Genomic DNA, 23,936 nt, shown 5'->3' with positions numbered 1-23,936 from the left:
CATTGGCTAAAAGGTGCCTTTTCCTAGGTATGCTTTCACCATCTCACACTCGCTGAACTAGTACTTTTCTAATCCTTTATATTTGCCAAAATACATTGTTAATTTTATCATTTTTTAGCTAAAAAAACTAGTCATAGTCTTCTCTAAAGCAAGACCAATTCATCTAAAAATTTTTTAGTTTTTAAATTTAATTCCAAATAACTAGCGTAGACTCTGTCTATTACTTTTTTAGAATCTAGCTTGAGCTGTTTACTTATATTAATATTTGAGATTTGATCAATATTTATTAACATCAACGTTCTCAATAAGCTGACAGTTTTAGACTGTAGATGCATTCTAGAAATATTTTCGTTAAAATGATCGTTGCAAATAATACCGCCTAATTCGATTGAATAATCAAATACTCCCTTTTCTTTGCCACAAATTATACACTTCCTCATTTGCGGTTCTACACCAAAGGCCTTCAACATTTTTAGTTGCACTAATTGTGTAATGATCTCAACATCAAAACCATCATTTATTTTTTTTAATGCAGTCATGATTAAAGGATAGTATTCTCCGATAGACTGATATTCTAAAAAAGCATGATCAACTAAGTCTAATAAATAGCTTGCATATGAATTTTTTAATAAATCTAAATATATTTCATCAAATTGCTTTACTTGTTTGAAAGTTCGTAAGGTACTAATTCCTCTAAAATTAGTATTAATTACATAATTTCCATAAGAAAAGTTTAAGGTAGCCCCACCTAGCCGAGATTTTGCCTTCAATGCTCCTTTGATTTCTAGAGTGATGATTCCATACTGATCAGTAAGAATTTTAGCTAAAATATCGGCTTCTTTAAATTTCTTTCTTTTAAAGACTATTCCTTCTACTTCAACTAATTGACGTGTCATTAACGTAATTCCTTAGCATTATAACCATTTTTTTTCAAAAAGATTGGATCTGAGCGCCAATTTTTTTGAATTTTTACCCATAATCTAAGATTAATTTTTTCACCTAAAAGATTTTCAATTTCATGGCGTGCAGCGATACCAATTTGCTTTAGCATTTTACCACCCTTGCCAATAATGATACCTTTTTGCCCATCACGCTCTACATAAATAGTAGCTTCAACTTGCAACTTACCAGCTTGATAATCCTTCATTCTCTCCACTACAACCGCTGCTGCATGAGGTACTTCTTCATGAGTCAATCGTAAAACTTGCTCACGAATTAATTCTGCAACAATAAAATATTCTGGTCTATCTGTAATCTGTTCCTCATCATAAAATTGCGGTCCTAACGGTAAGTACTCAGAAATTGTCTTAATTAGTTCCGAAACATTGTTACCTTGACTTGCTGAAATAGGTACAATATCTGCAAAATCACCTAGATCTTTATAAGAGTCTAAAACAGGTAATAACTTATCTGGATGAACCATGTCTATTTTATTAATTACTAAAATTACTGGCTTATTAACTTTGTTCAAAAGTTCAGCAATATAGTGATCCCCTTTACCAGCAGGTTCAGGTTCTACCATAAATACAACGGCATCCACTTCATCTAAAGCTGAATAACTTGACTTATCCATAAAATCATCTAATTTATTTTTTGGCTTATGAATGCCTGGCGTATCAATAAATACAATTTGCTCATTTTCATTAGTATAAATACCAGAGATCTTATTTCTAGTCGTTTGTGGCTGAGGTGACATAATTGCTACCTTTTGCCCAACTAAGTAATTTAATAATGTAGACTTACCAACATTAGGCCGTCCAATTAAAGCTACAAAACCTGACTTAAAATTCTTTTTTTCTTCCATAATGTGCCTTTCTTAATATGTAAAATACCGCATCTTTTGAAAGATACGGTATTTTCAGATTAATGAATCTGTTTACCATGAGTTTCCTGATCTGGATAAAGCGGTAAGCCGTATTCACGCAATACTTTACCTTGAATAGAGAACATTTTTTCAGCTTCTTGATCTTCAATATGATCATAGCCATTTAAATGTAAATACCCATGTACTAGCGTATATCCAAATTCTCGATCAAACCCCGTTCCATAGTCAATACTTTGTTTTTTTACTACATTAATACAAATAAATAAATCACCAATATCTTCAACAAAATCAGGATCTTCAATTGCAAACTTACTCATCAAGTCGTCTTCTTCGCCATCTTCAATTGCAAAAGAAATCACATCTGTCGGACGATCTTTACCGCGATATTTTTTATTTATTTCATGTATTTTTTCACTGGAAACAAAGTTAATACTTACTTCTTGAGGATTTTTTTTGCCAATTTCTTTTTTAGCTGACAAAAGTAAATTGGTAATCCACGGAATCCATGAACGTGTATTGTCTTTTAAAAAATCTATTTCGTCATTAAAAGAAATATCTAAATTATTCACTAATGTCCCTCTTCATCATATGCTTTGACAATTTTAGCAACAACTGGGTGTCTTACAACATCATTAAATGTAAAATCAATAAATTTTACTTGTTCAATCTTAGCTAAAATACGCTTAGCTTGCAATAAGCCGCTTTTTGCCTTTCCTGGCAAATCTATCTGCGTTTGATCACCATTAACTACCATTTTTGAATTAAAGCCTAAACGCGTTAAAAACATCTTCATTTGAGCCTGAGTTGTATTTTGAGCTTCATCCAAGATAACAAAAGCATCATCTAATGTACGACCACGCATATATGCCAGTGGTGCGACCTCAATTAATCCTCTATCCATTAATCGATTAGTGGTTTCTACACCTAAGATAGCAAATAATGAATCATAAATTGGTCTTAAATACGGATCCACCTTTTCTTTTAAATCACCTGGCAAAAATCCCAAAGATTCTCCAGCCTCTACAGCAGGACGGGTTAATATAATTCTAGAAACTTCACCCTTCTTAAAAGCTGAGATAGCCATCACAACAGCTAAGAAAGTCTTACCTGTTCCGGCAGGTCCGATTCCAAATACGACGTCATATTTCTTAATAGCCTCAACATAACGTTTTTGACCCATATTTTTTACTCTGACAGGGCGGCCTTTAGCATCTTTAATCAAAACTTTATTATATAATTCACCAAAGAATTCTAACGTACCTTTATCTGCCATTTTAACGGCACTTACAACATCAGTAGCAGTAATAGTCACGCCCTTAGTGACCACCTTATCCAAGGCAGTAAGAATTTGCATTACATTTTTTACTAAGTCATCGGGACCCTTAACCTCTATTTCATTACCAGTATCAGTAATCACTACATCATATGTTTCTTCAATTAACTTTAAATTTGAATCATTAATCCCAACTAAATTTACAATATTATCAGGATGAGTAGGTGTAAATGTTCCAATTAATAAAGACTTTTCCACTAATGGGCCTCCCTGTGCTTTTTTAGTTAAGCTTTTTACCTACAACATTTGAAGCTTGCTTACCGTCAGCTTTTCCCTTAATTTTAGGCATCAAAGCTTGCATAACTTTACCAAAATCTTTCTTAGAAGTTGCACCAGTTTCTTTAATAACTTCTTCAACCACTGTTTCTAATTCCTCTAATGACATTTGTTTTGGTAAATACTTCTCAATTATTTTTATTTCATTTTGAGTTTGTTCTATTAAGTCTTCACGTTTTGCCTTAGTGAATTCTTCTAATGATTCCTTGCGTTGCTTCATTGCACTTGACAATACATTCAATTCATCATCATTAGTAAGTTCATGATTTACCTTAATTTTATAATTCATTAAAGCAGCCTTCAAAGAGCGAATAGTTGTTAAAGCTTCCTTGTCGTGTTCCTTCATAGCAGACTTCATATCTTGCATCAATGTATCAGTTAATGACATAATCCATATTCCTTTCTCTATATTTTTCTTTACTCTTACTATTGTAAACTTTTTATAGAAAAAAAGCTCTGATAGAAACGAATCTAACAGAGCTTTTTTTCTTAATAATGTCTACGCTTACGAGCTGCTTCAGATTTTAACTTTCTGCGAACACTTGGTTTCTCGTAGAATTCACGTTTGCGGTATTCTTGCAAGGTACCACTTCTAGAAACGGAACGTTTGAAACGACGAAGAGCATCATCAATAGACTCGTTTTCGTGAACGATTGTCTTAGCCATGTGTGATCCCTCCTTCCATTTCTTGGCACATACGTGCCACAACAATATAATTAGATTATAGCTAACCGATAAAAATCGGTCAATAGTTTAATGCTTTTATTATAAAAAAAGTTTCCAAAAAATGATAAAATCTATATTGTAATGAGGTGATTTTATGAAGGAAAAAATAGAAAATAAACAAATCGTAAACCTAATTATTATTTCTGATGCAGTTGGCGATACGGCCTTTAACATGGTACAAGCAGGAGCTGTTCAATATCCTGATGTCAACTTCATCTACCGCCGCTATCCATTTATTACAGATAAAAAGAAGCTTGAGAAAGTATTTTCTGAAGTTGAAAATTTGGATAATGTCATGATTGCATTTACCTTAGTTAATGAGTCTGAACAACTATCAGTTATTAAATTCGCCCGTGAACATAAAATGAAATATGTCGATTTACTATCTGGCATAATTGAAAATATCCATAGTCTGACTGGTGTTGAGCCCAATCATAATATTGGCGCTGTTCATGAAATGGGTAAAAATTATTTTGATAGAATTTCCGCTATGGAATTTGCTGTTATGTATGATGATGGTAAGGATCCCAAGGGCTTCTTAGAAGCAGATGTAGTTTTACTAGGTGTATCTAGAACTTCTAAGACCCCGCTTTCACTATTTTTAGCTAATAAAAATTTGAAAGTAGCCAACTTACCTTTAGTTCCTCAAACCCATATTCCTAAGGAAATTTATGAAATTGATCCTAAAAAGATTATTGGTTTAACCAATGATCCATCGGTTCTAAATGAAATTAGACGTCAAAGAATGATCGCATATGGCTTAGATCCAGATACAACCTATTCAAATATGGATGCTATTAATAAAGAGTTGTCATCTGCTCAAGCATTATATGATAAACTCGGCTGCTATGTAATTAACGTTGCTCATCGTTCTATCGAAGAAACAGCGGCACTCATTTTAGAACATTTAGGTTTAGACGATTACGCTAGATAGGATGTAATTAAAAAGCCAAAGCTCAAGTTAACAAGAGCTTTGGCTTTTTAGTATATTCTGATTTATTCGACAATTAGCTACACAGGCTTTTGCTCAATAAAGCGACCATACACCTTCGAAACCTCACTACAGCTCATAAAAGCATATGGATCATTTTTCAAAACAATATTATAAATGTCATACATATCATAGCGATCAATTACAGTTAGCAATACTGTCTTCTCTGTATGACTAAAACCACCTTCAGCATCATGCAAAATTGTAATTCCACGGTGCATCTTCTCTTGGATTCCTTCGACAATATGCTTAGGATGTTCAGTAACAATAATGACCTGCATCTTTTGGTGCTGAGTATATACAGCGTCAATTACTCTACCATTAATAAAAATATTTAACGCAGTATATAAAGCTCTACTCCATCCAAAAACAAAGCCAGCACAGATAACAATTATTAAGTTAAAAAAGATGTTTATCTGTCCAAAGCTTTTACCTGTTTTTCTTCTTAAAATAATACCTAAAACATCTAGTCCACCTGTAGAAATCCCTGACTTCAAAGCTAGACCTGTTCCTACTCCATTTACTACGCCACCAAAAATAGCGCAAATTATTGGATCATAAGTTATCTTAATCGGAGAGATTAACTTCATCATGATTGAACCGAGTAATACAGCTATAATAGTAAATATTGTAAACTTATGTCCAATTTTAAACCATCCCAAGATAAATAATGGAATGTTTAACACAAAATACATCACTGATGTAGTTAATGTAAATGGCAAAAATCTCTCTGAAACAGACTGCAAAACTTGAGCAAAGCCAGTAATACCTGAAGCATAAATTTTTCCCGGTGTCCAAAAAAAGTTCAGCGCTACAGCAACTGCTAATGCATATAAAAAGGCTGCAGAAATCCTAGAAAGATAATTATGACGGCGTGCAAGTTTTTCAAATTGATCCATAAATTATCCCTTTTATAAAAATTAATCTTTGTACCTTAACATTCTAACAATTAGGCGCTAAATTGCAATTAATAATTTATTTATTTTTATATTGATACTAGATTTAGCTTGCCTTAAAATTGTAGTAATAATATTTTTAAAAGAAAGTGTGAATATCGTACATGCCAAAACTAGCTAGCGATTTATCATCAGTTATTAATCATAGGCTTAATGAGTTAACACCATCTCGTATTCGCTCATTTGATCAGCAAATTTCTTCAATTCCAAACATTATTAAATTAACTATTGGTGAGCCAGATCTAGATACCCCTGAACACATAAAACAAGCAGCTATTAATGATATTAAAGCTAATGATTCCCATTATGCTCCACAATCCGGTAAGCCAGAGCTTAAGGAAGCGATTGCCAATTACTTGAAACGTAGCCTTGGAGTTGATTACAACCCTGAATCAGAAATATGCGTTACAGTTGGAGCAACTGGTGCTTTAAATAATGTCTTTATGTCAATTTTGAATCCTGGTGACAAAATTTTAGTTCCTACTCCTGTTTGGGCATTATACTTCCAATTAATTAAGGTAATTGGAGCTATCCCGATTCAAATAGACACTTCAAAAGATGGATTTATCCTAACTCCAGATCACTTACAAGAAGTATTAGAGAACGAAGGAAAAGGTGCCAAAGCAATTATTTTGACAGATCCTTCTAATCCTACTGGTCGCGTATACCATGCTGAATTATTAGAGCAGCTTGCACATGTCATTACGAAAAATCATCTGTTTTCTATTACAGATGAAATTTATGGTGAATTAGTTTATGGCAATAACCAGCACCATTCTCTATCTCAGTATATTCCTGAACGCAATATTTTAATTTCTGGATTCTCCAAGGCATACGCAATGACCGGGTGGCGATTAGGCTATATTGCTGCCCCTAATCAGATTATGAAAAGCATTATTAAAATGAATTCCTACCTCATAACTTCAGTTACTAATAATGTTCAAGTAGCTGCAACTGAAGCGCTGACTAACGGTCAAAATGACCCTATTAATGCCAGAAAAGTTTATGAAAAGCGCCTTAATTTCATGAAATCTGGACTTGAAAAATTAGGTTTTGAATTAGCTACTCCACAAGGTGCTTTCTATATTTTTGCTAAAATTCCAAAAAAATTTGGTCAAGATGATGTAACATTTGCTACCGAATTAGCTAAAAAAGCTCACGTTGGTGTAACACCTGGACGATATTTTGGTAAAGGTGGCCAAGGATATGTGAGAATGTCATACGCATCTTCTACTAAAAATTTAAAAGAAGCTTTAAAAAGAATCACTGATTTTTTAAATTCAATAGAGTAGAGGAAGATTAATTCTGCCCCTCTCATTGCACCGTACGTACGGTTCCGTATACGGCGCTACATTTGTATTATTATACGAGCTTTATAGTATTCTAGCGGATCGACCCAGCCTGGCGATCCGCTTTCTTTATTCCTAATACTTTGGAACTTAATAGGTAATTAATTACATTGCCTATTGCTCTTTTATACCAGCCTAGTCTTGTATTGGCTGTTTTGTAAATATAAATATCTTCATCGCTAAAACTGCACTTGAAAGCTTTATTAATTCACATCAAGTTAGTGTAGATTCGTTTTGGAATCTTCCACCGCTTGATAATGACCATCCTAATTTTATGGCGGAGCCATTGTCCAAATTCTTTTAGAAAAGTGTTCATACTGCCAATTCTGAAGTAATTGATCCATCCTCTGACCACTTGATTTACCTTAGTGAATACCAAGGATAGTGGTTATGCTACTGCTTGTTGGATTACTCGATCAACTACCGTTGGGATTCCTAAAGGTCTTTTCTTACCATTTGGCTTAGGAATATAAACTCTTCTAACTGCTTGTGGGCGATATTTCATATGCATAATCGCTTCTTTGATTTCAGCCTGGTGCTTTTCAAAATAACTATCGAGTTCATCGACACTTCTTTGATCAACACCTGGAGCTCCTTTATTTATTTTGGCTCTCCTAATGGCTTCTTTGAGATTGTTTTGACTCAAAATCTCTTCTATTAATTCCATACTCTTGATATCTCCATTTCTACTTGCAAATTTATTCAGAACTGTCCCCGATACGGTTATTCTCTCTTTCGGACTGTCTGAAGATTGCTTATAGTGGGATATACTTCTACAAACATTAGGTCCTTCGCATCCAGCTCCATTACAGAGTCTTCATCGCTACTATGACCTCATGACTAGTCATGATTAACCTTTTTCGGCCAGGCTTACGATCACTGTTGTTAAAGCTTACTCGGCTTCGCCTGTCCATGAAATCTCTCGGGGTAAGACATTTATCTCTAATTCTCCACAACTTCCTAGTTTACCGTCTTGGTTTTACGTTTGTCATTTGGACTTCGACTTGTGAGGCAGTCTTATCCACCATTTGGCCTGACCAGATTTCTGTACGTAAGTTTGGAAAACTTGCTAGCCACTTCCTTCTCTCATAGCGTCACCGCTACCAGCTTGTGGTTCACTACACTTGGCGACAAATACCCGTAATCTGGATTTTCACCAGACTAGATAAATATCATGCCCGACACACATCTAAAAAAATGCTATCAGATAACAAAATCTGATAGCATTTTTCTTAGCTATGATTATTCATCCCAAGTTGAATTTTTAGCAGCATCTTCTGCTGCTTCCTTTTCAAGACGTTCTTGCGTTTCTTTTACACTATCTAGATATTGATTTTCAACTTCAATACCCAAGTCAATTAATTGTTGGTCAGCAACCGGTGCTGGAGCATGCATCATTGGTTCAGAAGCACTAGCATTCTTAGGGAAGGCAATAACATCACGAATATTGTCTTTATTTGCAAGCATCATTACCAAACGATCAAGTCCAATCGCAAGCCCTGCGTGTGGTGGGAATCCCATGTCTAAAGCATCAAGCAAGTAACCAAATTGCTCATAAGCACGTTTTTTAGAAAATCCAAGTGCCTTGAGCATTTTTTCTTGAATAGAGCGCTTATGAATACGAATTGAGCCACCACCCATTTCATCACCATTCATAACAATATCATATGAACGAGCATGTGCTTTATGTGGATCAGTATCAAGTAACTTAATTCCTTCATCATCTGGCATTGTGAATGGGTGATGCGCAGCTATCCAGCGGCCTAAACCTTCATCATATTCAAATAATGGCCAATCAACAACCCAAGCAAAGTCATATACACCTTCTGGAATGATGCCAGTTTCTTTAGCAAATTCACGACGTAAGTGGTCAAGCGAATCAGTTACAACCTTCCACTTATCAGCAACAATTACTACTAATTCTCCGCCTTCAAGACTAAATTCCTTCTTCAAAGCCTCTTTATTTTCATCAGTTAAGAATTTAGCAACAGGTCCAGAAAATTCACCATCTTCATACTTAACCCATGCTAAACCTTTAGCGTGGTAACGTTTAATATAGGCTTGTTTTTGCTCGATATGCTTACGTGAATATTGCTTAGCACCGTTTTTAACAGCGATTCCCTTAACAACACCACCGTCAGCAATTGCACCAGAAAATACTTTAAAACCACTATCTTTGAAGATTGGACTTAAATCATGTAGGTACATTTCATAACGAGTATCAGGCTTATCAGACCCATACTTATTCATTGCTTCATCCCAGGTAATGCGCTTGATTGGAGTCTTTAAGTCAATACCCTTAACATCTTTCATAATCTTCTTCAAAAGGCCTTCAGTATAATCTTGCACACCTTGTTCATCTAAGAAAGAAGTTTCCATATCAATTTGGGTGAATTCTGGTTGACGATCCCCACGTAAGTCTTCATCACGGAAACAACGAGAAATTTGGTAATACTTATCAAATCCTGCTCCCATTAATAATTGTTTGAACAATTGTGGTGATTGTGGTAAAGCATAAAAGCTCCCTGGATAAATTCTTGAAGGAACTAAGTAATCACGTGCACCTTCTGGAGATGACTTACCTAAAATTGGGGTTTCAATGTCAATAAAGCCATTTTCGTCAAAGTACTCATGAATAGCCTTCATAATCTTAGAACGTAAAATAATGTTCTTTTGTAAAGCTGGACGGCGTAAGTCTAAATAACGATATTTCAATCTAGTTTGTTCAGCTGCAGTAATATCATCCTTAACTTCAAATGGTGGAACTTGTGACTTATTTAGAATCTCAATATCACTAGCATCAACTTCTATCTCACCAGTTTTCATTTTAGGGTTAACGCTTGAGCGCTTTACTACTTGACCCTTTACTTCAATAACATATTCATTACCTAAAGCATCGGCAGTAGCCATTAATTTTTCACCAGAGTCTTTGTTAACGACCACTTGAACAATGCCTTCACGATCACGCAAATCAATAAATACAAGATTACCTAAATTACGTACACGTTGTACCCAACCATATAAAGTTACTTCTTGATTAAGATATTCAGCAGTAATATTACCGCAGTAATCAGTTCTTTTATCCATATGTTCCATCATTATTCCTCTATTTCTTTCATTACAGATTTTATATTATTTAAGTCCTCTAAACTTAAATCAATTGTTTTTCCGTCAGCTAAGCGCTTAATATTCAACACGCCGTTTTCTAATTCTTTAGCACCTAAAGTAATTACATATTTAGCATGTACACGATCTGCCTTCTTAAATTGCGCTTTGAGTTTCTTTTGGTCAACATCATATTGTGCCTTAAAACCTTGATTTCGAAGTGAGCGTACAATTTCAACAGCTTTTATATCAGTACCAGCACCAATATTAGTGACAAAGAAATCAATTCCTGGATTAACAAAGAATTCAGAATTTTGTCTTTGTAAGACAAGCATCAACCTCTCTTCACCGATACCGAATCCTACTGCTGGAGTTTCAGGACCGTCAAATTCTTCAACTAAGTGGTCATATCTACCACCACCAAGAATAGTAGTTGGTGATTCCCATAAACTCTTATCATCAACCATAAATTCAAAAATAATACCGGTATAATAATCTAATCCACGAACCAAATCGTCATCTATTACGTAATCAATCCCCAATTGACTAAGTGTGTTAGTAATGGTATCAAAATTATTCTTTGAATCATTATCTAAGTAGTCAACTATCTTAGGGGCGTTGGGCAAGAATTCCTGATCTTCCGGAGCTTTAGAATCTAAAATTCTTAGAGGATTTTTATCTAATCTTCTTTGAGAATCTTCTGAAAGCTGATCTCGTAATGGAGTAAAGTAATCTACCAAAGCATCATGATAATCTTGTCTTACTTGCGCATTACCTAATGAATTAATATGTAATTCATAATTTTTGACGCCTAATTCAGCTAATAAATCATGCCCCATCATGATAGTTTCTACATCAGCTAAAGGACTGCTTGAGCCAAAACTTTCAATTCCAATTTGATGAAATTCACGTTGTCGACCTGCTTGAGGACGTTCATAACGAAAAGTTGGATCAATATAAAAAACATTAAATGGCTTAACTACATCTGGGCCATAAAGCTTATTTTCGACATATGCTCGCACTACTCCAGCGGTTCCTTCTGGACGAAGTGCAATATGACGATTTCCTTTATCGTAGAAATCATACATTTCTTTTTCAACTATATCTGATGTTTCACCACTTGAACGTGAAAATACTTCATAATTTTCAAACATTGGCGTTCTTATCTCATGATAATTAGAACGTGAAAAGAAATCTCTAGCAGTTTGCTCTACCTTTTCCCATTGGTAAGACACTTCAGGGAGGATGTCAACTGTACCTTTTGGTCTTTGAACTCTCATTAAATCCATCCTTTTAATTAAAAAATAAAAAGCGTCCTTGAAAAAATCAAGGGCGCTTGAAAACAGCACGGTACCACCTTTTGCCTGCTGCGATTAACGCTCGCGACACGACCCATTATCTGTTAAAGGTGTCACAGACAGTAGTTCATATGCTCTTTCACCAAACAAGCATTCTCTGAAATGAACCGTACCAGTCTTCAATCTTTGTCATTGATAATTCTTTTTTAGCTTATATTTTTAAGACTATAAAGTCAACCTTTATCTAATATTTTGTTACATTTTTTAAATGTCTAAAACAATCGTAAATGGTCCGTCATTTTCAAGACTAACTTGCATATCTGCACCAAATTCACCTGTTTCAACTTTAAATCCTTTAAATTCTAATTCATGATTAAATTCTTCCCATAGTTGCTTCGATTTAGGCGGACGCATCGCTTCAACAAAGCTGGGACGATTACCTTTTTTAGTATTGGCTAACAAAGTAAATTGACTGACACTCAAAATTTCACCATTAACTTCTTTCAGAGAAAGATTTGTCTTACCATTTTCATCTTCAAAAATACGCATCTTAGCAATCTTATCAGCCGCTTTTTTGACGACACCTAGTTCATCGCCATCTTTTAAACCAACTAATAATAAAAATCCTTTATTAATTTTACCAACGACTTGATTATCAATCACTACTTGCGCATGATTCACTCTTTGAATTACTACACGCATTAATTTATCGACCTCTTTGCTTCATAGACATTTGGAACATCTCTCATCCTGCTTAAAATCTCATCTAAATGGGCAGCATCCCTAACAGAAACTGTAGCATAGATATGCGCCATATTATTACTATCAACTTTTCCAGAAATATTAACAATATTTTTAGTCTTGGAATTAAGTGCAGTAATAATATCGCTCAATAAGCGTGACCTATTAAAGCCATAAACTTCAATGTCAGCATTATAGCTTTCGTTTTTATTATTTTTGGCAATATTTTCCCAAGCAACATCAATTAATCTTCCCTGTTGCTTGGCTTCTTTAGTGATATTAGGACAATCAGCTCTGTGTACCGTTACCCCACGTCCCATAGTAACGTAACCAATAATTGGATCTCCCGGAACTGGGTTACAACACTTAGCTAGGTGTAGCATTAAATCAGAAACACCTTGAACCATCACACCATTATTATGCTTAACGCGCATGACATCAGCAGGTGCGTCTGAAGTATTATCTTCTGTTACACTTTGCTGGCCTTTGTTCATAATTTTTTCTTCGAGTTGACGTTGTTTTTCATCTTCGGCAGCTTTTCTAATATCTTCAGTTAAACGATTAACAACCGTTGGTGTAGAAACTTCACCAAAACCTACTGCCGCAAATAATTCGTCTTCATTATGAAAATTAAAGTGAGCAATTACTTTGTTAACATGATTTTTATCTAAAAAGTCTTTTGGAGTCAGTTCACGATTAAGGAGCTCTTGCTCAACTAAATTCTTACCCTTTTCAATATTTTCAGCTCGATCTTCAGTCTTAAAGAAACGCTTAATCTTATTGCGGGCACGTGACGTTTTAACAATATTAATCCAATCGCGAGATGGGCGCGCACTTGTCTGGGTCAGCATCTCAACAACATCACCATTTTTTAATTTGTAATCTAATGGCACTATCTTATCGTTAATTCTGGCACCAACCGAATGAGCACCAACTTCCGAATGGACCATGTAGGCGAAGTCTAGTGGAACTGATCCTTTAGGAAGTTCATAAACATCTCCTTTAGGAGTAAAAACATAAACCCTGTCTGAAAAGATATCAGTCTTGACACTCTTCATAAACTCGTGTGAGTCCATAGTTTCATCTTGAAGCTCAAGGATTTCTTGGAACATATTTAGTTTCTTATTAGACTCAGTCTGTTCTACTTCACCCTTAACGCCCTCTTTATAGGCCCAGTGTGCTGCTACACCATATTCAGCAACTTGATGCATTTTTTCTGTCCTAATTTGAATCTCTAAAGGCTTACCACCAGGGCCGATGATTGTAGTATGAAGCGACTGGTAACCATTAACCTTAGGAACTGCAATATAATCCTTAAACCTACCTGGCATTGGCTTCCACTTAGTATGTACAGCACCTAGAACAGCATAACAATCCCGTACTGACTTTACAATTACTCTTACAGCTAATAGATCATATATTTCACTGAAGTCCTTATGCTTATTAACCATTTTTTTATAAATAGAATAGATATGCTTAGGTCTACCATATACTTCATATTCAATTCCTAAACTATCAAGATTCTGTTTTAAAATCTTAATGGCATCTGCAATATACTTCTCTCGTTCACTGCGTTTAGATTGCATTAGGTTAACGATTCTATAGTATTGCTGTGGGTTAAGATAGTGTAAGCTCATATCTTCCAATTCCCACTTAACAGAACCAATACCTAGTCTATCTGCCAAAGGAGCATAAATATCTAAAGTTTCATCAGCAATTCTACGTTGCTTATCAGGGCGCAAGTGATCCAACGTATGCATATTATGCAAACGATCTGCGAGTTTGACCATAATCACTCTTAGATCTTTAGCCATTGCAATTAGCATTTTTCGATGATTATCTGCTAAATATTCTTCGTGAGTTTTTGATTTATACTGAATCTTTTTTAGTTTAGTAACTCCATCAACGATGAAAGCTACATCCTTGCCAAATTTTTCCTTTATATCATCATTAGTAACCGGGGTATCTTCAACAGTGTCATGTAAATAACCTGCCGCAACTGTATCTGGATCTAAACGAAGACTAGCTAAAGTTCCTGCAACTTGCGTAGGGTGAATGATATAAGGCTGCCCAGAAACCCGATATTGTCCTTCATGTGCATCCCTAGCAAACTCATAGGCAGATTCCACGAACTTTAGATGGTCTTCGTTCATATATTTCTTACATTCGTTAAAAACCTCTTCATGTGTCATTTCATGATATTTTGACATCAAGATCACCTCACCTAATCTAATTAGTTCTTCTCATGATAGAAATTATCATGCCACAAACCAAATAATTCTAAGCACAAGTAAATTACACAGAATAAATAATTATATTGAGCATAGTGAATTATTACGGCAATAGCAAATACTATCGGAAAAAGTAATAGCCACCAAAAACTTAATTGTCTTTTTTCTACGATTCTACCAATCATATATGCAACAATATTATTAAAAATAGCAAAAACTACTCCTATGCGCCATACAACAGGAAGATGGATTAAGGAACAGATAATCCAGATAGCACATGCCAGTAAAATCAGCCAAATAATAATCATATATTCATGCTTATTCAAATTCTTAAAAAAATCAATTAAGCCATAAGCCATTTTCATAGTATCCCTACTTTTCTTTGTTATAATTTTAACACTTTAATTGCCTTTTCTTGCAATTAAAATACCTATCCACCGATTTTCTCTCATTTTCATCTTAATTTCAAAGCCATATTCTTCTAACTTACTTTGAATTTTAGGAAGCTGAAGATAATCAATTCCTGAAAAAATTACTTGACCAGCTTGATTCAGATGACTATCTAAATCAGGAATTAAATCTAGCAAAATCTCAGCTAAAATATTAGCCAGTATCAAGTCAAACTTTTGATCAGTATCTTTTAATAGGTTAGCCTTATGAACCTCAATATTATTAACACCATTTAGCTTAATATTTTCTTTAGCTGCGCTTACTGCTTCATCTGAAATATCAGTCGCTAACACACTTTTAGCACCTAATTTAGAAGCTGCAATTGCTAAAATACCTGAACCAGTACCTATATCCATAACATCCATCGGCTTAATCATAGCACGTTCTAGAGCTAGGAGCACTAACTGGGTTGTTGTGTGACCTCCTGTGCCAAATGCAAGACCTGGATCAAGGAAGATTAGCTTCTGATCTTCAAACGCAGGATGATAATTCTCCCATTCAGGCACGATTGCAAGATGACGTGAGAAGTCAATCACATGATAGTATTGTTGCCAAACAGTATTCCAATCTTCATCTGCAATATATTTTGTACTAATAGAAACTCTACCAGCATCCAAGCCATAACTCTTCATAGTATAAATCTTAGATTCAATATTCCTAATCAACTTATCTTTATCACAATCTTCATCAAAATAAGCTGTTAATTCCATATCTTCAGGTAAGTCTTCAATATCGTCAAGTTCTACTAAAGTAGAGTCATGAAGCTTACCTTGATCTATAAAATCACTACGCTTTCTAACTTCAATTCCTTTAGCCTGAAGCTCTTCTTGCAAAAAGTACGTTAAACCATCTTCAATTTCATGACTACTATTGATTTTTATTGCTAATAATTTCATACAGTACTCCCTTTGACACACTCTTTATCACCAGTTATGATAAGTAGCGGTGATAATATGTCGAAAAAAAATAAAAATAAAAAACTCAAGAAAACTTTAGTCGAAAAAATGTTAGATCAAAAAAAGATTCCCTATGAGCAAGTGTCTTTTGCTACTGTTCAACAAGGTGATGTTAAACAGATGGATACTTCTATTTTAGACGAAGATGAACATTTGGTCTACAAAACTCTAGTTTGTGAAGGAAATAAGATCAGTCCTATCGTAGGAGTAATTCCAATTACAGAACATCTGAGCATGAAAAAACTCGCAAAAGCATCTGGAAATAAAAAATGCGAGCTCCTACCCCTTAAAAAGCTTGTAGCTACTACTGGCTACGTTCATGGAGCAAACACACCAATTGGAATATATGAACAACATCATTTTCCTATTTACCTTGATAAAGAAATGCTAGACCATGATCAAATTATTGTATCAAGTGGTGAAGTGGGTCGAAGTATTAAAATAAATCCTAAACAACTTCAAAAAATTACCGAGGCCGATTTTGTTGACTTAATTGAATAAATCTTATAAAAAATGCGCTGAATTGTGAGAATTCAACGCATTTAATTTATCCAGCATGACGCCATTTCTTATCAGTAATAATTCTTGCAGCAATTAAGCCTAAAGGTAGGCATAAAACAATCATTACAGCTTTAACAGCCCATAATGCACCTGCATTCAATGATACTAACCCAAAATTGAACATTGCTCGGTACATATAAAGACCAGGAACCATAATTACAATAGATGGAACTGTAATTCCGATTCTAGGATAACCAACCTTTCGCCGAACAATTGATGCAAGCATCCCTGCAATAAATGCACCGATAAATGCGGCAGCAGCAGGAGGAACACTAGTCCAATCTGTTAAGCTCAATCTTGTTGTATTGGCTACGGCACCAATTAAGCCAGCAACAGCTGCCATTTTGGGAATACTATTAAACATAATTGAAAATCCAAATACACCACAAAAACTAGCAAGTAAGCGTAGAAGCGTTAAAGTAACGGGATCCAAATTTAATGGTAAAAAGTCTTGTGGATGTAATCCTAAGCATAAAGCTACAACCCAGCCAACTGCAGTAGCAACTACAATTATCATAATTGCATAAGCCATTCGCTCAAGCCCAGATCTCATATCTAGCTTAGACATGTCTAATCCTGAAGTAATAAATGGAAAACCTGGAATAACAAACAACATTGCCCCAATATAACCATCTAACCTTCGCGGGCTAATTTCGACAAACATATGTAACAAAGTAAATACTAAAAAGTATACGCAGCATGCAACAGCTACACCTATAGCTGTATTAGCGAGAATAGTTAAATGTCTATCAATCATTTTTCTTCTGACATAATTGCCTGCTGCTGCACCGAAAAAGGCACAAATTACCTCAATTATTCCTCCACCTAGTAAAAAAATAAACCCCCCACAAGCAAGACCGGCTGATAATCCCACTTGCCAAGGCTTAAATTGAGATTTCATCTTTGAAATTTCATCTAGGCGATTATGAATCTGACCAATTGTCCAATTTCCCTTATCCTTTTCGAATTCTTGAACAAATGCTTCCATCTTATTTAACTTAGCTGTATTAACTCCCGTAGAGGGCAGACTCAACGCTTGAGTATAACTGTGTCCATCTCTGTCTACACAAGTATATTCTAGTGACACTAATCCAATATCAGCGCTGCAAGTCATATCCAAGCTCCGTGCAATGGTATTCATAGCTGCGCGTACCCGCCAAGCACCAGTACCACATGACAATAACATGACTCCAATATGCCCAACCATAATTGATTTTTCAGCTAAGGTTGCATCTCTAGCCGGAGTAATATTATCGCTAGTGTAAAACTCTTGCCAGCGAATTCTCATATGATGATGGTGTGACAAAGTATATTTACGATTTTGATTTGTAATATTATCTTCTTTGTTCTTATTCATTTTGCACTTTCCAATTTAAATTATTTTCATTAAAGATTTTATCACAAAAAAAGGCCTGAACCTTTTTTAATTTAAGTTCAGGTCTTTTAAATTTGTAATTTATAGGTTTATACCGTTAAGAACTTCTTGCATTTTTTGTGCAGAATATTTCATTTTAGCTTTTTCTTCATCGGAAAGATGTAATTCTATCACATCAGCAATTCCGTTAGCATTAATTACACAAGGATTGCCAAGATATAGATTATTAATGCCATATTCTCCTTCCATCGGTGCAGACAAAGCCATTACACGTGATTGATTTTCAAAAATTGCCTTTACAATTTGAGTCAAACACATCGCTACACCATAGAAAGTAGCTCCCTTATTAGCAATGATCTTGCCACCCTTTTGACGGACCTCTGTTTCTAATTCATCAAGAGTTGCCTGATTTAATTCTTCATATGACTTAATTGGCTTATGTGCAATTAATGCTTCATCAAAGTTTTCAAAAGAAGTATCACCATGTTCGCCTAAAACATAGGCATCAATTTGGTTAACATTAATACCTGTCTTATGAGATAAAGCCACTCTCAAACGTGCAGTATCTAGTGATGTTCCAGTACCAATAACTCTATTCTTAGGGAATCCAGATAACTTTTGCGTTAAAGTTGTTAAAATATCAACCGGATTAGCTGATACAACAAAAATACCTTTAAATCCTGATTCAACAATTGGTGGAATGATTGACTTTAAAATCTTAACATTCTTATCAACTAAATCTAAACGTGTTTCGCCAGGCTTACGTGCAGCACCAGCTGTGATTACTGCAATATCTGCATCCTTGGCATCTGCGTATTCTCCAGCGCGAATCTTGCATTGACCTACAAATGGGGCCAAGTCTTCAAGATCTAATGCATCCCCTTCGGGTACCTTTTTAACTACATCGCTAATTATCAATTCATCAATCTTAACATTCTGCAATAAATCGTTAGCAAAAGTTGAACCTACTCGACCATCACCAACTAAAAATACTTTTCTTGTACTCATAATTGCTCCTAAATATATCTAAATTATTATTATCACAAACTTAGTATACACACTTTAAGAGTTATAAGAAAGCGTTTTATGAATTTATTTTTTAGTTAGCGCTCTTGATGATTAAGCTTCTTGGCTAACCAGTCACCCAACACTTGAACTAGCAAGACCAATAGCAAAACTAACAAAGTAGCCACTAAAGTTACATCATTATTAAACCGATTATAACCATAAGAAATGGCAGTATTACCTAATCCTCCAGCACCAACTGCACCAGCCATTGCTGTTAGCCCAATTAGACTAATTAAAGTTACTGTAGATACTCTAATTAATTCTGAGCGGCTTTCTCTTAAATAAACACTAAAAATTATATCTTTTGTAGATGCTCCTAAGGCTTGGGCTGCCTCAATCTTGCCTGGGTCAACACTTTCTAATGCTACTTGAACTTGGCGAGCAAAGAAAGGAAATACACCTAGAGTTAATGGTACAAGGGCCGCCTTCATACCGATTTGAGTACCAACGATCTTTTGAGTTAGTGGAGCAACAAATGCTAACAAAATAATAAAAGGCACTGCTCTAAAAATCGAAACTACTTTATCAACGATACTATACATTATCTTATTAGCTAATATTCCTTTTGGCTTAGTTAAGACTAATAATAAACCAAAAATTATTCCTAAAATGCCACCAAAAATTGCTGACCAAAATGTCATAAATAAAGTCTGAAAAATTGATGTCCCCCAGCCAGCATCTCCATTCCAACCCAAAGAAATTACATTAGGAAAATACTTTGCAAAAAAATTAATCATTTGTCAGCACTCCTTTATCTAACTTAGTTACTACTACGTTTCTATTTTCTAAAAATTTAATAGCTTGCTTTTGTTTCTCAGCATCTAATTTTAGCAAGATTGCTAAAGTTCCAATTGGTTCGCCACTTAGAACCTCTACGTTCCCATATAAAATACTTGCCTTAGTATCTAAAGCGACATCTAAATCTGCTACTACAGATTTGGTGACATCATTGATGCTATAAACAAGTTGGAATAATTGATCATCAGGAGCTATTGCATCAAAATTATAATTATTCAAAATATGACGCACTTGTAAGGCGCCTCCTACAAATTGACGGGTAAGATCTTTTTGTGGATGCAAAAAAACTTCTCTTAAGGTTCCTCTTTCAATTATTTGACCATTTTCCATTACAGCAATTTTATTGGCAACTCGCTTAACAGCTTCCATTTCATGTGTAATCAAAACTACAGTTAATTTCAATTTTTTGTTCAAATCATACAGTAAATCCAAAATTTGATTAGTTGTTTTAGGATCTAATGCACTAGTCGCTTCATCTGAAATTAAAATATCTGGTTCATTGGCTAATGCTCTTGCTATAGCTACTCTTTGTTGCTGACCACCTGATAGCTGAGCTGGATAAAAGTCCGCCTTATCTTTTAGACCTACTAATTCAAGTAAGTGCAGTGACTTTTTTTCCAATTCATTGTCTGTCAACCCCGCATGACTTAAAGAAAAAGCAACGTTTTCTAAAACTGTTTCTTCATTTAGTAAATTAAAATGTTGAAAAATCATCCCAATTTTACGACGTTTTTGTTGAAGTTGTTTTTTAGAAACTTTTAGTTTACCATCATCAAAAAGTAAATCTCCATTCACTTCAACTGAACCTGCAGAAGGCTGCTGCAATAAGTTAATAGTCCTTACTAAAGTAGATTTTCCTGCTCCAGAAAATCCAATAACACCATAAATATCTCCTTTATCTATCTTTAAATTCACATTATTAACAGCTTTATTATCTCCAAATTGGACACTAACGTTTTTTAAATTAATTTGTGCAGTCATACTTATCTCCTCCCTATTTTAAATTCAAGCCCCATGCGGTAACTTCAGTATTACCATAAAGTTTTTTAACTAACTTTTTAGTTTTTTCAGTTTGAAAGGCTTTGACTACTTCCTTATAAATCTTTTTATTTTTATTTTTCTTGTCGACAGCGATCAAATTGATCCATTGTTCAGAATCCTTATTCAAAGGCTCAATATAGATAGTTTCTTTATCTCCTAATTTAGCAGGAGTAGCGTAAGTATTATTGACAATACTTGCATCTACATCATCAATTACTCTAGCTGTTTGCTCAGCAGATACTTCTTTAATTTTTAGATTTTTTGGATTAGATTCAATATCAGCAACAGTTACTAATTTAGTACCCTTTTTTAGCTTAATTAATCCTGCATTCTTTAAGACGTATAAGGCTCTTGATTCATTAGAAGCATCATTTGGTACTGCAATAGTCGCACCGTTCGGTAAATCTTTAATATTTTTATACTTTTTAGAATAAATTCTTATTGGCGCAATGTAAGTATTACCAATAGAAACTAATGTACCATGATTTGCCTTATTCCAAGCATCTAAAAATGCATAGTGCTGGAATGAATTTAGATCAATATCACCATTAGCCAAAGCTTTATTAGGTTGATTATAATCCGTAAAGTTTTTTATTTTTATTGTAATGCCATATTTTTCTTGGGCGGTTTTTTCTACACTATTCCAAATAGTCTCATCCTCTTTAGTCAAACCAACAACGCCAATTGTAACTATCTTTTGTTTAGCATTGTTTGAACTATCCACTGGTCCAAAGCTAAACCAACCAGCAATTATAATTAAAATTGCAACTACGCTCCAAATAACTCTATTTCTTACCTTACGTTTATGCATAATTACTTTCCTCCTAACAAAAAAAGCACCCATCCCAATAAAAGGACGAATGCTTCGCGTTACCACCTTAATTTACCAACAACTTACGTTTAAATTGGCCTCAACAAGTAGCTCCTCATATGTGTGAAGAATTACCTTGCAATGTTAACGAGCGCAACCCCGTCAGTAGTTAAACTAATTCACTACTGCCATTTTCAAAATACTAGTCCATGTTCAACACCTATCTCTGTCTATTTCCACCACACATAGACTCTCTAAAAGTAGATTCAGTATTTACTCAACTAAAAAATGTTTAAATTTAATTGTTAAAAATATATTATAATGTTAAGCATAAATAGTCAAGGATTTATTTACTTTAATTTAAAATTAGTATATTTTTGCAACTTGTTCTTGAATACTATTTCTATTTAAAAATTCATCATAATCAGTGTCTGCTCGACTAACGATCCCTTTAGGCCCAACTTCAATAATATGATTAGCGATAGTTTGGATAAATTCGTGGTCATGGGAAGTAAATAAGATTGAACCAGGATAATCTTCTAATGCATCATTTAATGAAGTAATTGATTCTAAATCTAAATGATTAGTTGGATCATCCATTACTAAGACATTAGCTGGTTGCAACATCATTCTCGATAATTGACAACGTACCTTTTCTCCACCAGAAAGAACCTTGATTTGCTTTTCAATTTCATCACCACTAAATAGCATTCTTCCTAAGAATCCACGTAAGAAAGTATTGTCATCCTGCTCCTTAGATGCATATTGCCTTAACCAATCTAAGATGGTCAGTTCATCATTATTAAAGTTAGCATTCAAGTCACGTGCCATGTAATTAAATGAAGTAGTCTGACCCCAAGTTACAGTTCCCGTATCTGGCTTAAGCTTGCCTGCAATAATATTCATTAATGCAGTAGTAGCCAAGGTATTCTTAGATAAAAATGCTACTTTATCACCTGGTCGGATAATAAAGGAGACATTATCCAATATCTTTTCGCCATCAACAGAATAAGAAACATCTTCTATTCTAAGTAAATCATTGCCTAAATCGCGATGAGGTTCAAATTTTACATATGGATATTTACGTAAAGATGGACGAATATCATCCAAAGTAATCTTCTCCAACTGTTTCTTACGAGATGTTGCTTGTTTTGATTTAGATGCATTAGCAGAAAAGCGAGCAATAAACTCTTGTAACTCTTTAATTTTTTCTTCTTTTTTAGCATTTTGATTAGCTGCTAATTCTGCAGCTAGTTTACTAGATTTATACCAAAAATCATAGTTTCCGACATAAAGCTGAATTTTGCCATAATCGACATCACACATCTGTGTACATACTTGATTCAAAAAATGACGATCGTGAGAAACAACGATAACAATATTAGGATAATCAGCCAAGAAATTCTCTAGCCAATTAATTGTATGAACGTCTAAACCATTGGTAGGCTCGTCCATTAAAAGGATATCAGGCTCGCCAAACAGAGCTTGTGCAAGTAAAACCTTAACCTTATCCGCTTCAGATAATTCACTCATCATACTCTGGTGAACACTTTCAGGAATATCTAAAGATTGAAGTAGTCTTGAAGCATCAGCTTCAGCATTCCAACCATCAAGTTCCGCAAATTTAGTTTCCAATTCTGCGGCTTTAACGCCATCTTCATCACCAAAATCAGGCTTTGCATATAAAGCATCTTTTTCCTTCATTACTTGGTAAAGTTCTTTATGACCTTGAATAACTGTATCAATTACAGTGAAGTCTTCAAAGGCAAAGTGGTCCTGATTAAGACTAGACATTCTTTCATTAGGATCAATGGCAATATTTCCAGTTGTAGGTTCAATTTTTCCTTCCAGTAATTTGAGGAAAGTTGATTTACCAGCCCCATTTGCTCCAATAATTCCATAGCAATTACCTGGAGTAAACTTTAAGTTTACATCTTCATATAAAGTACGGCCTGATAAATTTAAGCTTAAGTCAGATACTGTAATCAAATTTTTGATGTCCTTTCAATTTATGTCATATTCTTCTTACTAAAATTACTATGAGT

Annotated in this window: 22 protein-coding genes and 1 pseudogene; 3 read left to right on the top strand and 20 right to left on the bottom strand. The window is 34.5% G+C overall.

All coding sequences use genetic code 11. The features are described 5' to 3' along the window. Positions 1-143: 143 nt before the first annotated feature. From recO to rpsU, 6 genes are all read right to left on the bottom strand, one after another. Positions 144-896, bottom strand: a complete 753-nt coding sequence (gene recO / locus J2Z60_RS01085) for a DNA repair protein RecO (RefSeq protein ID WP_209685519.1) — start codon at positions 894-896, stop codon at positions 144-146. Then, positions 896-1,804 carry a GTPase Era gene (gene era, locus J2Z60_RS01080; RefSeq protein ID WP_209685516.1) on the bottom strand — a complete coding sequence of 303 codons (909 nt, stop codon included), beginning with the start codon at positions 1,802-1,804 and terminating at the stop codon, positions 896-898. Before era ends, recO begins: the two co-directional genes overlap by 1 nt. A 59-nt stretch (positions 1,805-1,863) precedes the next feature. Further along, complete coding sequence (gene ybeY / locus J2Z60_RS01075) at positions 1,864-2,394, bottom strand: rRNA maturation RNase YbeY (protein WP_209685514.1); 531 nt, start codon at positions 2,392-2,394, stop codon at positions 1,864-1,866. Then, positions 2,394-3,356 (bottom strand): PhoH family protein, encoded by a 963-nt coding sequence (locus J2Z60_RS01070; RefSeq protein WP_209685512.1) that lies wholly within the window; start codon positions 3,354-3,356, stop codon positions 2,394-2,396. Before J2Z60_RS01070 ends, ybeY begins: the two co-directional genes overlap by 1 nt. A gap of 22 nt (positions 3,357-3,378) precedes the next feature. Then, the gene (locus J2Z60_RS01065; protein ID WP_209685510.1) at positions 3,379-3,822 is read right to left on the bottom strand and encodes a GatB/YqeY domain-containing protein; all 444 of its coding nucleotides are present in this window, start codon (positions 3,820-3,822) and stop codon (positions 3,379-3,381) included. 101 nt (positions 3,823-3,923) lie between these two features. Then, on the bottom strand, positions 3,924-4,100 hold the full coding sequence (gene rpsU, locus J2Z60_RS01060) for a 30S ribosomal protein S21 (RefSeq protein WP_002880182.1): 177 nt from the start codon (positions 4,098-4,100) through the stop codon (positions 3,924-3,926). A gap of 154 nt (positions 4,101-4,254) precedes the next feature. On the opposite strand from rpsU, the gene J2Z60_RS01055 reads away from it, so the two are divergent. Next, positions 4,255-5,094 (top strand): pyruvate, water dikinase regulatory protein, encoded by an 840-nt coding sequence (locus tag J2Z60_RS01055; protein WP_209685507.1) that lies wholly within the window; start codon positions 4,255-4,257, stop codon positions 5,092-5,094. A gap of 77 nt (positions 5,095-5,171) precedes the next feature. Here J2Z60_RS01055 and J2Z60_RS01050 read toward each other — a convergent pair whose 3' ends face one another. Next, the gene (locus J2Z60_RS01050) at positions 5,172-6,050 is read right to left on the bottom strand and encodes a YitT family protein (protein WP_209685505.1); all 879 of its coding nucleotides are present in this window, start codon (positions 6,048-6,050) and stop codon (positions 5,172-5,174) included. Positions 6,051-6,211: 161 nt separating this feature from the next. Here J2Z60_RS01050 and J2Z60_RS01045 point away from each other — a divergent pair, with 161 nt between their 5' ends. After that, a complete protein-coding gene (locus tag J2Z60_RS01045; RefSeq protein ID WP_209685503.1) occupies positions 6,212-7,399 on the top strand; it encodes an aminotransferase class I/II-fold pyridoxal phosphate-dependent enzyme in 1,188 nt (395 codons plus the stop codon). 56 nt (positions 7,400-7,455) lie between these two features. Here J2Z60_RS01045 and J2Z60_RS01040 read toward each other — a convergent pair. From J2Z60_RS01040 to prmA, 7 genes and pseudogenes are all read right to left on the bottom strand, one after another. Further along, positions 7,456-8,123 (bottom strand): annotated as a pseudogene (locus J2Z60_RS01040) (group II intron maturase-specific domain-containing protein). A 575-nt stretch (positions 8,124-8,698) separates the two neighbouring features. Then, positions 8,699-10,552, bottom strand: coding sequence for an aspartate--tRNA ligase (aspS, locus tag J2Z60_RS01035; protein ID WP_209685842.1), 1,854 nt, complete (start codon positions 10,550-10,552; stop codon positions 8,699-8,701). 2 nt (positions 10,553-10,554) lie between these two features. Beyond that, a complete protein-coding gene (gene hisS / locus J2Z60_RS01030; RefSeq protein WP_209685501.1) occupies positions 10,555-11,841 on the bottom strand; it encodes a histidine--tRNA ligase in 1,287 nt (428 codons plus the stop codon). 282 nt (positions 11,842-12,123) lie between these two features. Further along, positions 12,124-12,561, bottom strand: coding sequence for a D-aminoacyl-tRNA deacylase (gene dtd / locus J2Z60_RS01025; protein WP_209685499.1), 438 nt, complete (start codon positions 12,559-12,561; stop codon positions 12,124-12,126). After that, positions 12,561-14,810: a RelA/SpoT family protein gene (locus tag J2Z60_RS01020; protein WP_209685497.1), complete on the bottom strand. Its 2,250-nt coding sequence runs from the start codon at positions 14,808-14,810 to the stop codon at positions 12,561-12,563. The genes dtd and J2Z60_RS01020 overlap by 1 nt, the downstream gene beginning before the upstream one ends. Before the next feature lie 23 nt (positions 14,811-14,833). Beyond that, positions 14,834-15,196, bottom strand: coding sequence for a hypothetical protein (locus tag J2Z60_RS01015; protein ID WP_209685495.1), 363 nt, complete (start codon positions 15,194-15,196; stop codon positions 14,834-14,836). Between the two features lie 36 nt (positions 15,197-15,232). After that, complete coding sequence (gene prmA, locus J2Z60_RS01010; RefSeq protein WP_209685493.1) at positions 15,233-16,177, bottom strand: 50S ribosomal protein L11 methyltransferase; 945 nt, start codon at positions 16,175-16,177, stop codon at positions 15,233-15,235. A gap of 57 nt (positions 16,178-16,234) precedes the next feature. Here prmA and J2Z60_RS01005 point away from each other — a divergent pair, with 57 nt between their 5' ends. Continuing rightward, positions 16,235-16,738: an aminoacyl-tRNA deacylase gene (locus J2Z60_RS01005; protein WP_209685491.1), complete on the top strand. Its 504-nt coding sequence runs from the start codon at positions 16,235-16,237 to the stop codon at positions 16,736-16,738. Positions 16,739-16,784: 46 nt separating this feature from the next. Here J2Z60_RS01005 and J2Z60_RS01000 read toward each other — a convergent pair whose 3' ends face one another. From J2Z60_RS01000 to J2Z60_RS00975, 6 genes are all read right to left on the bottom strand, one after another. Next, complete coding sequence (locus J2Z60_RS01000) at positions 16,785-18,155, bottom strand: threonine/serine exporter family protein (RefSeq protein ID WP_209685489.1); 1,371 nt, start codon at positions 18,153-18,155, stop codon at positions 16,785-16,787. Between the two features lie 99 nt (positions 18,156-18,254). After that, positions 18,255-19,181, bottom strand: a complete 927-nt coding sequence (locus J2Z60_RS00995; RefSeq protein ID WP_209685487.1) for an L-lactate dehydrogenase — start codon at positions 19,179-19,181, stop codon at positions 18,255-18,257. Between the two features lie 95 nt (positions 19,182-19,276). Next, positions 19,277-19,978, bottom strand: a complete 702-nt coding sequence (locus tag J2Z60_RS00990) for a methionine ABC transporter permease (RefSeq protein WP_209685485.1) — start codon at positions 19,976-19,978, stop codon at positions 19,277-19,279. Further along, positions 19,971-21,020, bottom strand: coding sequence for a methionine ABC transporter ATP-binding protein (locus J2Z60_RS00985; RefSeq protein WP_209685483.1), 1,050 nt, complete (start codon positions 21,018-21,020; stop codon positions 19,971-19,973). The genes J2Z60_RS00990 and J2Z60_RS00985 overlap by 8 nt, the downstream gene beginning before the upstream one ends. A 13-nt stretch (positions 21,021-21,033) precedes the next feature. Then, positions 21,034-21,891 (bottom strand): MetQ/NlpA family ABC transporter substrate-binding protein, encoded by an 858-nt coding sequence (locus tag J2Z60_RS00980; protein ID WP_209685481.1) that lies wholly within the window; start codon positions 21,889-21,891, stop codon positions 21,034-21,036. A 366-nt stretch (positions 21,892-22,257) separates the two neighbouring features. Continuing rightward, a complete protein-coding gene (locus J2Z60_RS00975) occupies positions 22,258-23,880 on the bottom strand; it encodes an ABC-F family ATP-binding cassette domain-containing protein (RefSeq protein ID WP_209685479.1) in 1,623 nt (540 codons plus the stop codon). Positions 23,881-23,936 lie beyond the last annotated feature (56 nt).

It is taken from the genome of Lactobacillus colini, from assembly GCF_017874575.1.
Lineage (GTDB): Bacteria > Bacillota > Bacilli > Lactobacillales > Lactobacillaceae > Lactobacillus > Lactobacillus colini.
Note: the sequence above shows the minus strand (reverse complement) of the source record. Positions and strands in the feature narration are given on the sequence as shown.

Bases quoted from the DNA above. Each gene is read 5' to 3' on its own strand.
- recO (WP_209685519.1), bottom strand. From the start codon at position 896: ATGACACGTCAATTAGTTGAAGTAGAAGGAATAGTCTTTAAAAGAAAG.
- era (WP_209685516.1), bottom strand. From the start codon at position 1,804: ATGGAAGAAAAAAAGAATTTTAAGTCAGGTTTTGTAGCTTTAATTGGA.
- J2Z60_RS01065 (WP_209685510.1), bottom strand. From the start codon at position 3,822: ATGTCATTAACTGATACATTGATGCAAGATATGAAGTCTGCTATGAAG.
- rpsU (WP_002880182.1), bottom strand. From the start codon at position 4,100: ATGGCTAAGACAATCGTTCACGAAAACGAGTCTATTGATGATGCTCTT.
- J2Z60_RS01055 (WP_209685507.1), top strand. From the start codon at position 4,255: ATGAAGGAAAAAATAGAAAATAAACAAATCGTAAACCTAATTATTATT.
- J2Z60_RS01050 (WP_209685505.1), bottom strand. From the start codon at position 6,050: ATGGATCAATTTGAAAAACTTGCACGCCGTCATAATTATCTTTCTAGG.
- J2Z60_RS01045 (WP_209685503.1), top strand. From the start codon at position 6,212: ATGCCAAAACTAGCTAGCGATTTATCATCAGTTATTAATCATAGGCTT.
- aspS (WP_209685842.1), bottom strand. From the start codon at position 10,552: ATGGAACATATGGATAAAAGAACTGATTACTGCGGTAATATTACTGCT.
- hisS (WP_209685501.1), bottom strand. From the start codon at position 11,841: ATGAGAGTTCAAAGACCAAAAGGTACAGTTGACATCCTCCCTGAAGTG.
- dtd (WP_209685499.1), bottom strand. From the start codon at position 12,561: ATGCGTGTAGTAATTCAAAGAGTGAATCATGCGCAAGTAGTGATTGAT.
- J2Z60_RS01020 (WP_209685497.1), bottom strand. From the start codon at position 14,810: ATGTCAAAATATCATGAAATGACACATGAAGAGGTTTTTAACGAATGT.
- J2Z60_RS01015 (WP_209685495.1), bottom strand. From the start codon at position 15,196: ATGAAAATGGCTTATGGCTTAATTGATTTTTTTAAGAATTTGAATAAG.
- prmA (WP_209685493.1), bottom strand. From the start codon at position 16,177: ATGAAATTATTAGCAATAAAAATCAATAGTAGTCATGAAATTGAAGAT.
- J2Z60_RS01005 (WP_209685491.1), top strand. From the start codon at position 16,235: ATGTCGAAAAAAAATAAAAATAAAAAACTCAAGAAAACTTTAGTCGAA.
- J2Z60_RS01000 (WP_209685489.1), bottom strand. From the start codon at position 18,155: ATGAATAAGAACAAAGAAGATAATATTACAAATCAAAATCGTAAATAT.
- J2Z60_RS00995 (WP_209685487.1), bottom strand. From the start codon at position 19,181: ATGAGTACAAGAAAAGTATTTTTAGTTGGTGATGGTCGAGTAGGTTCA.
- J2Z60_RS00990 (WP_209685485.1), bottom strand. From the start codon at position 19,978: ATGATTAATTTTTTTGCAAAGTATTTTCCTAATGTAATTTCTTTGGGT.
- J2Z60_RS00985 (WP_209685483.1), bottom strand. From the start codon at position 21,020: ATGACTGCACAAATTAATTTAAAAAACGTTAGTGTCCAATTTGGAGAT.
- J2Z60_RS00980 (WP_209685481.1), bottom strand. From the start codon at position 21,891: ATGCATAAACGTAAGGTAAGAAATAGAGTTATTTGGAGCGTAGTTGCA.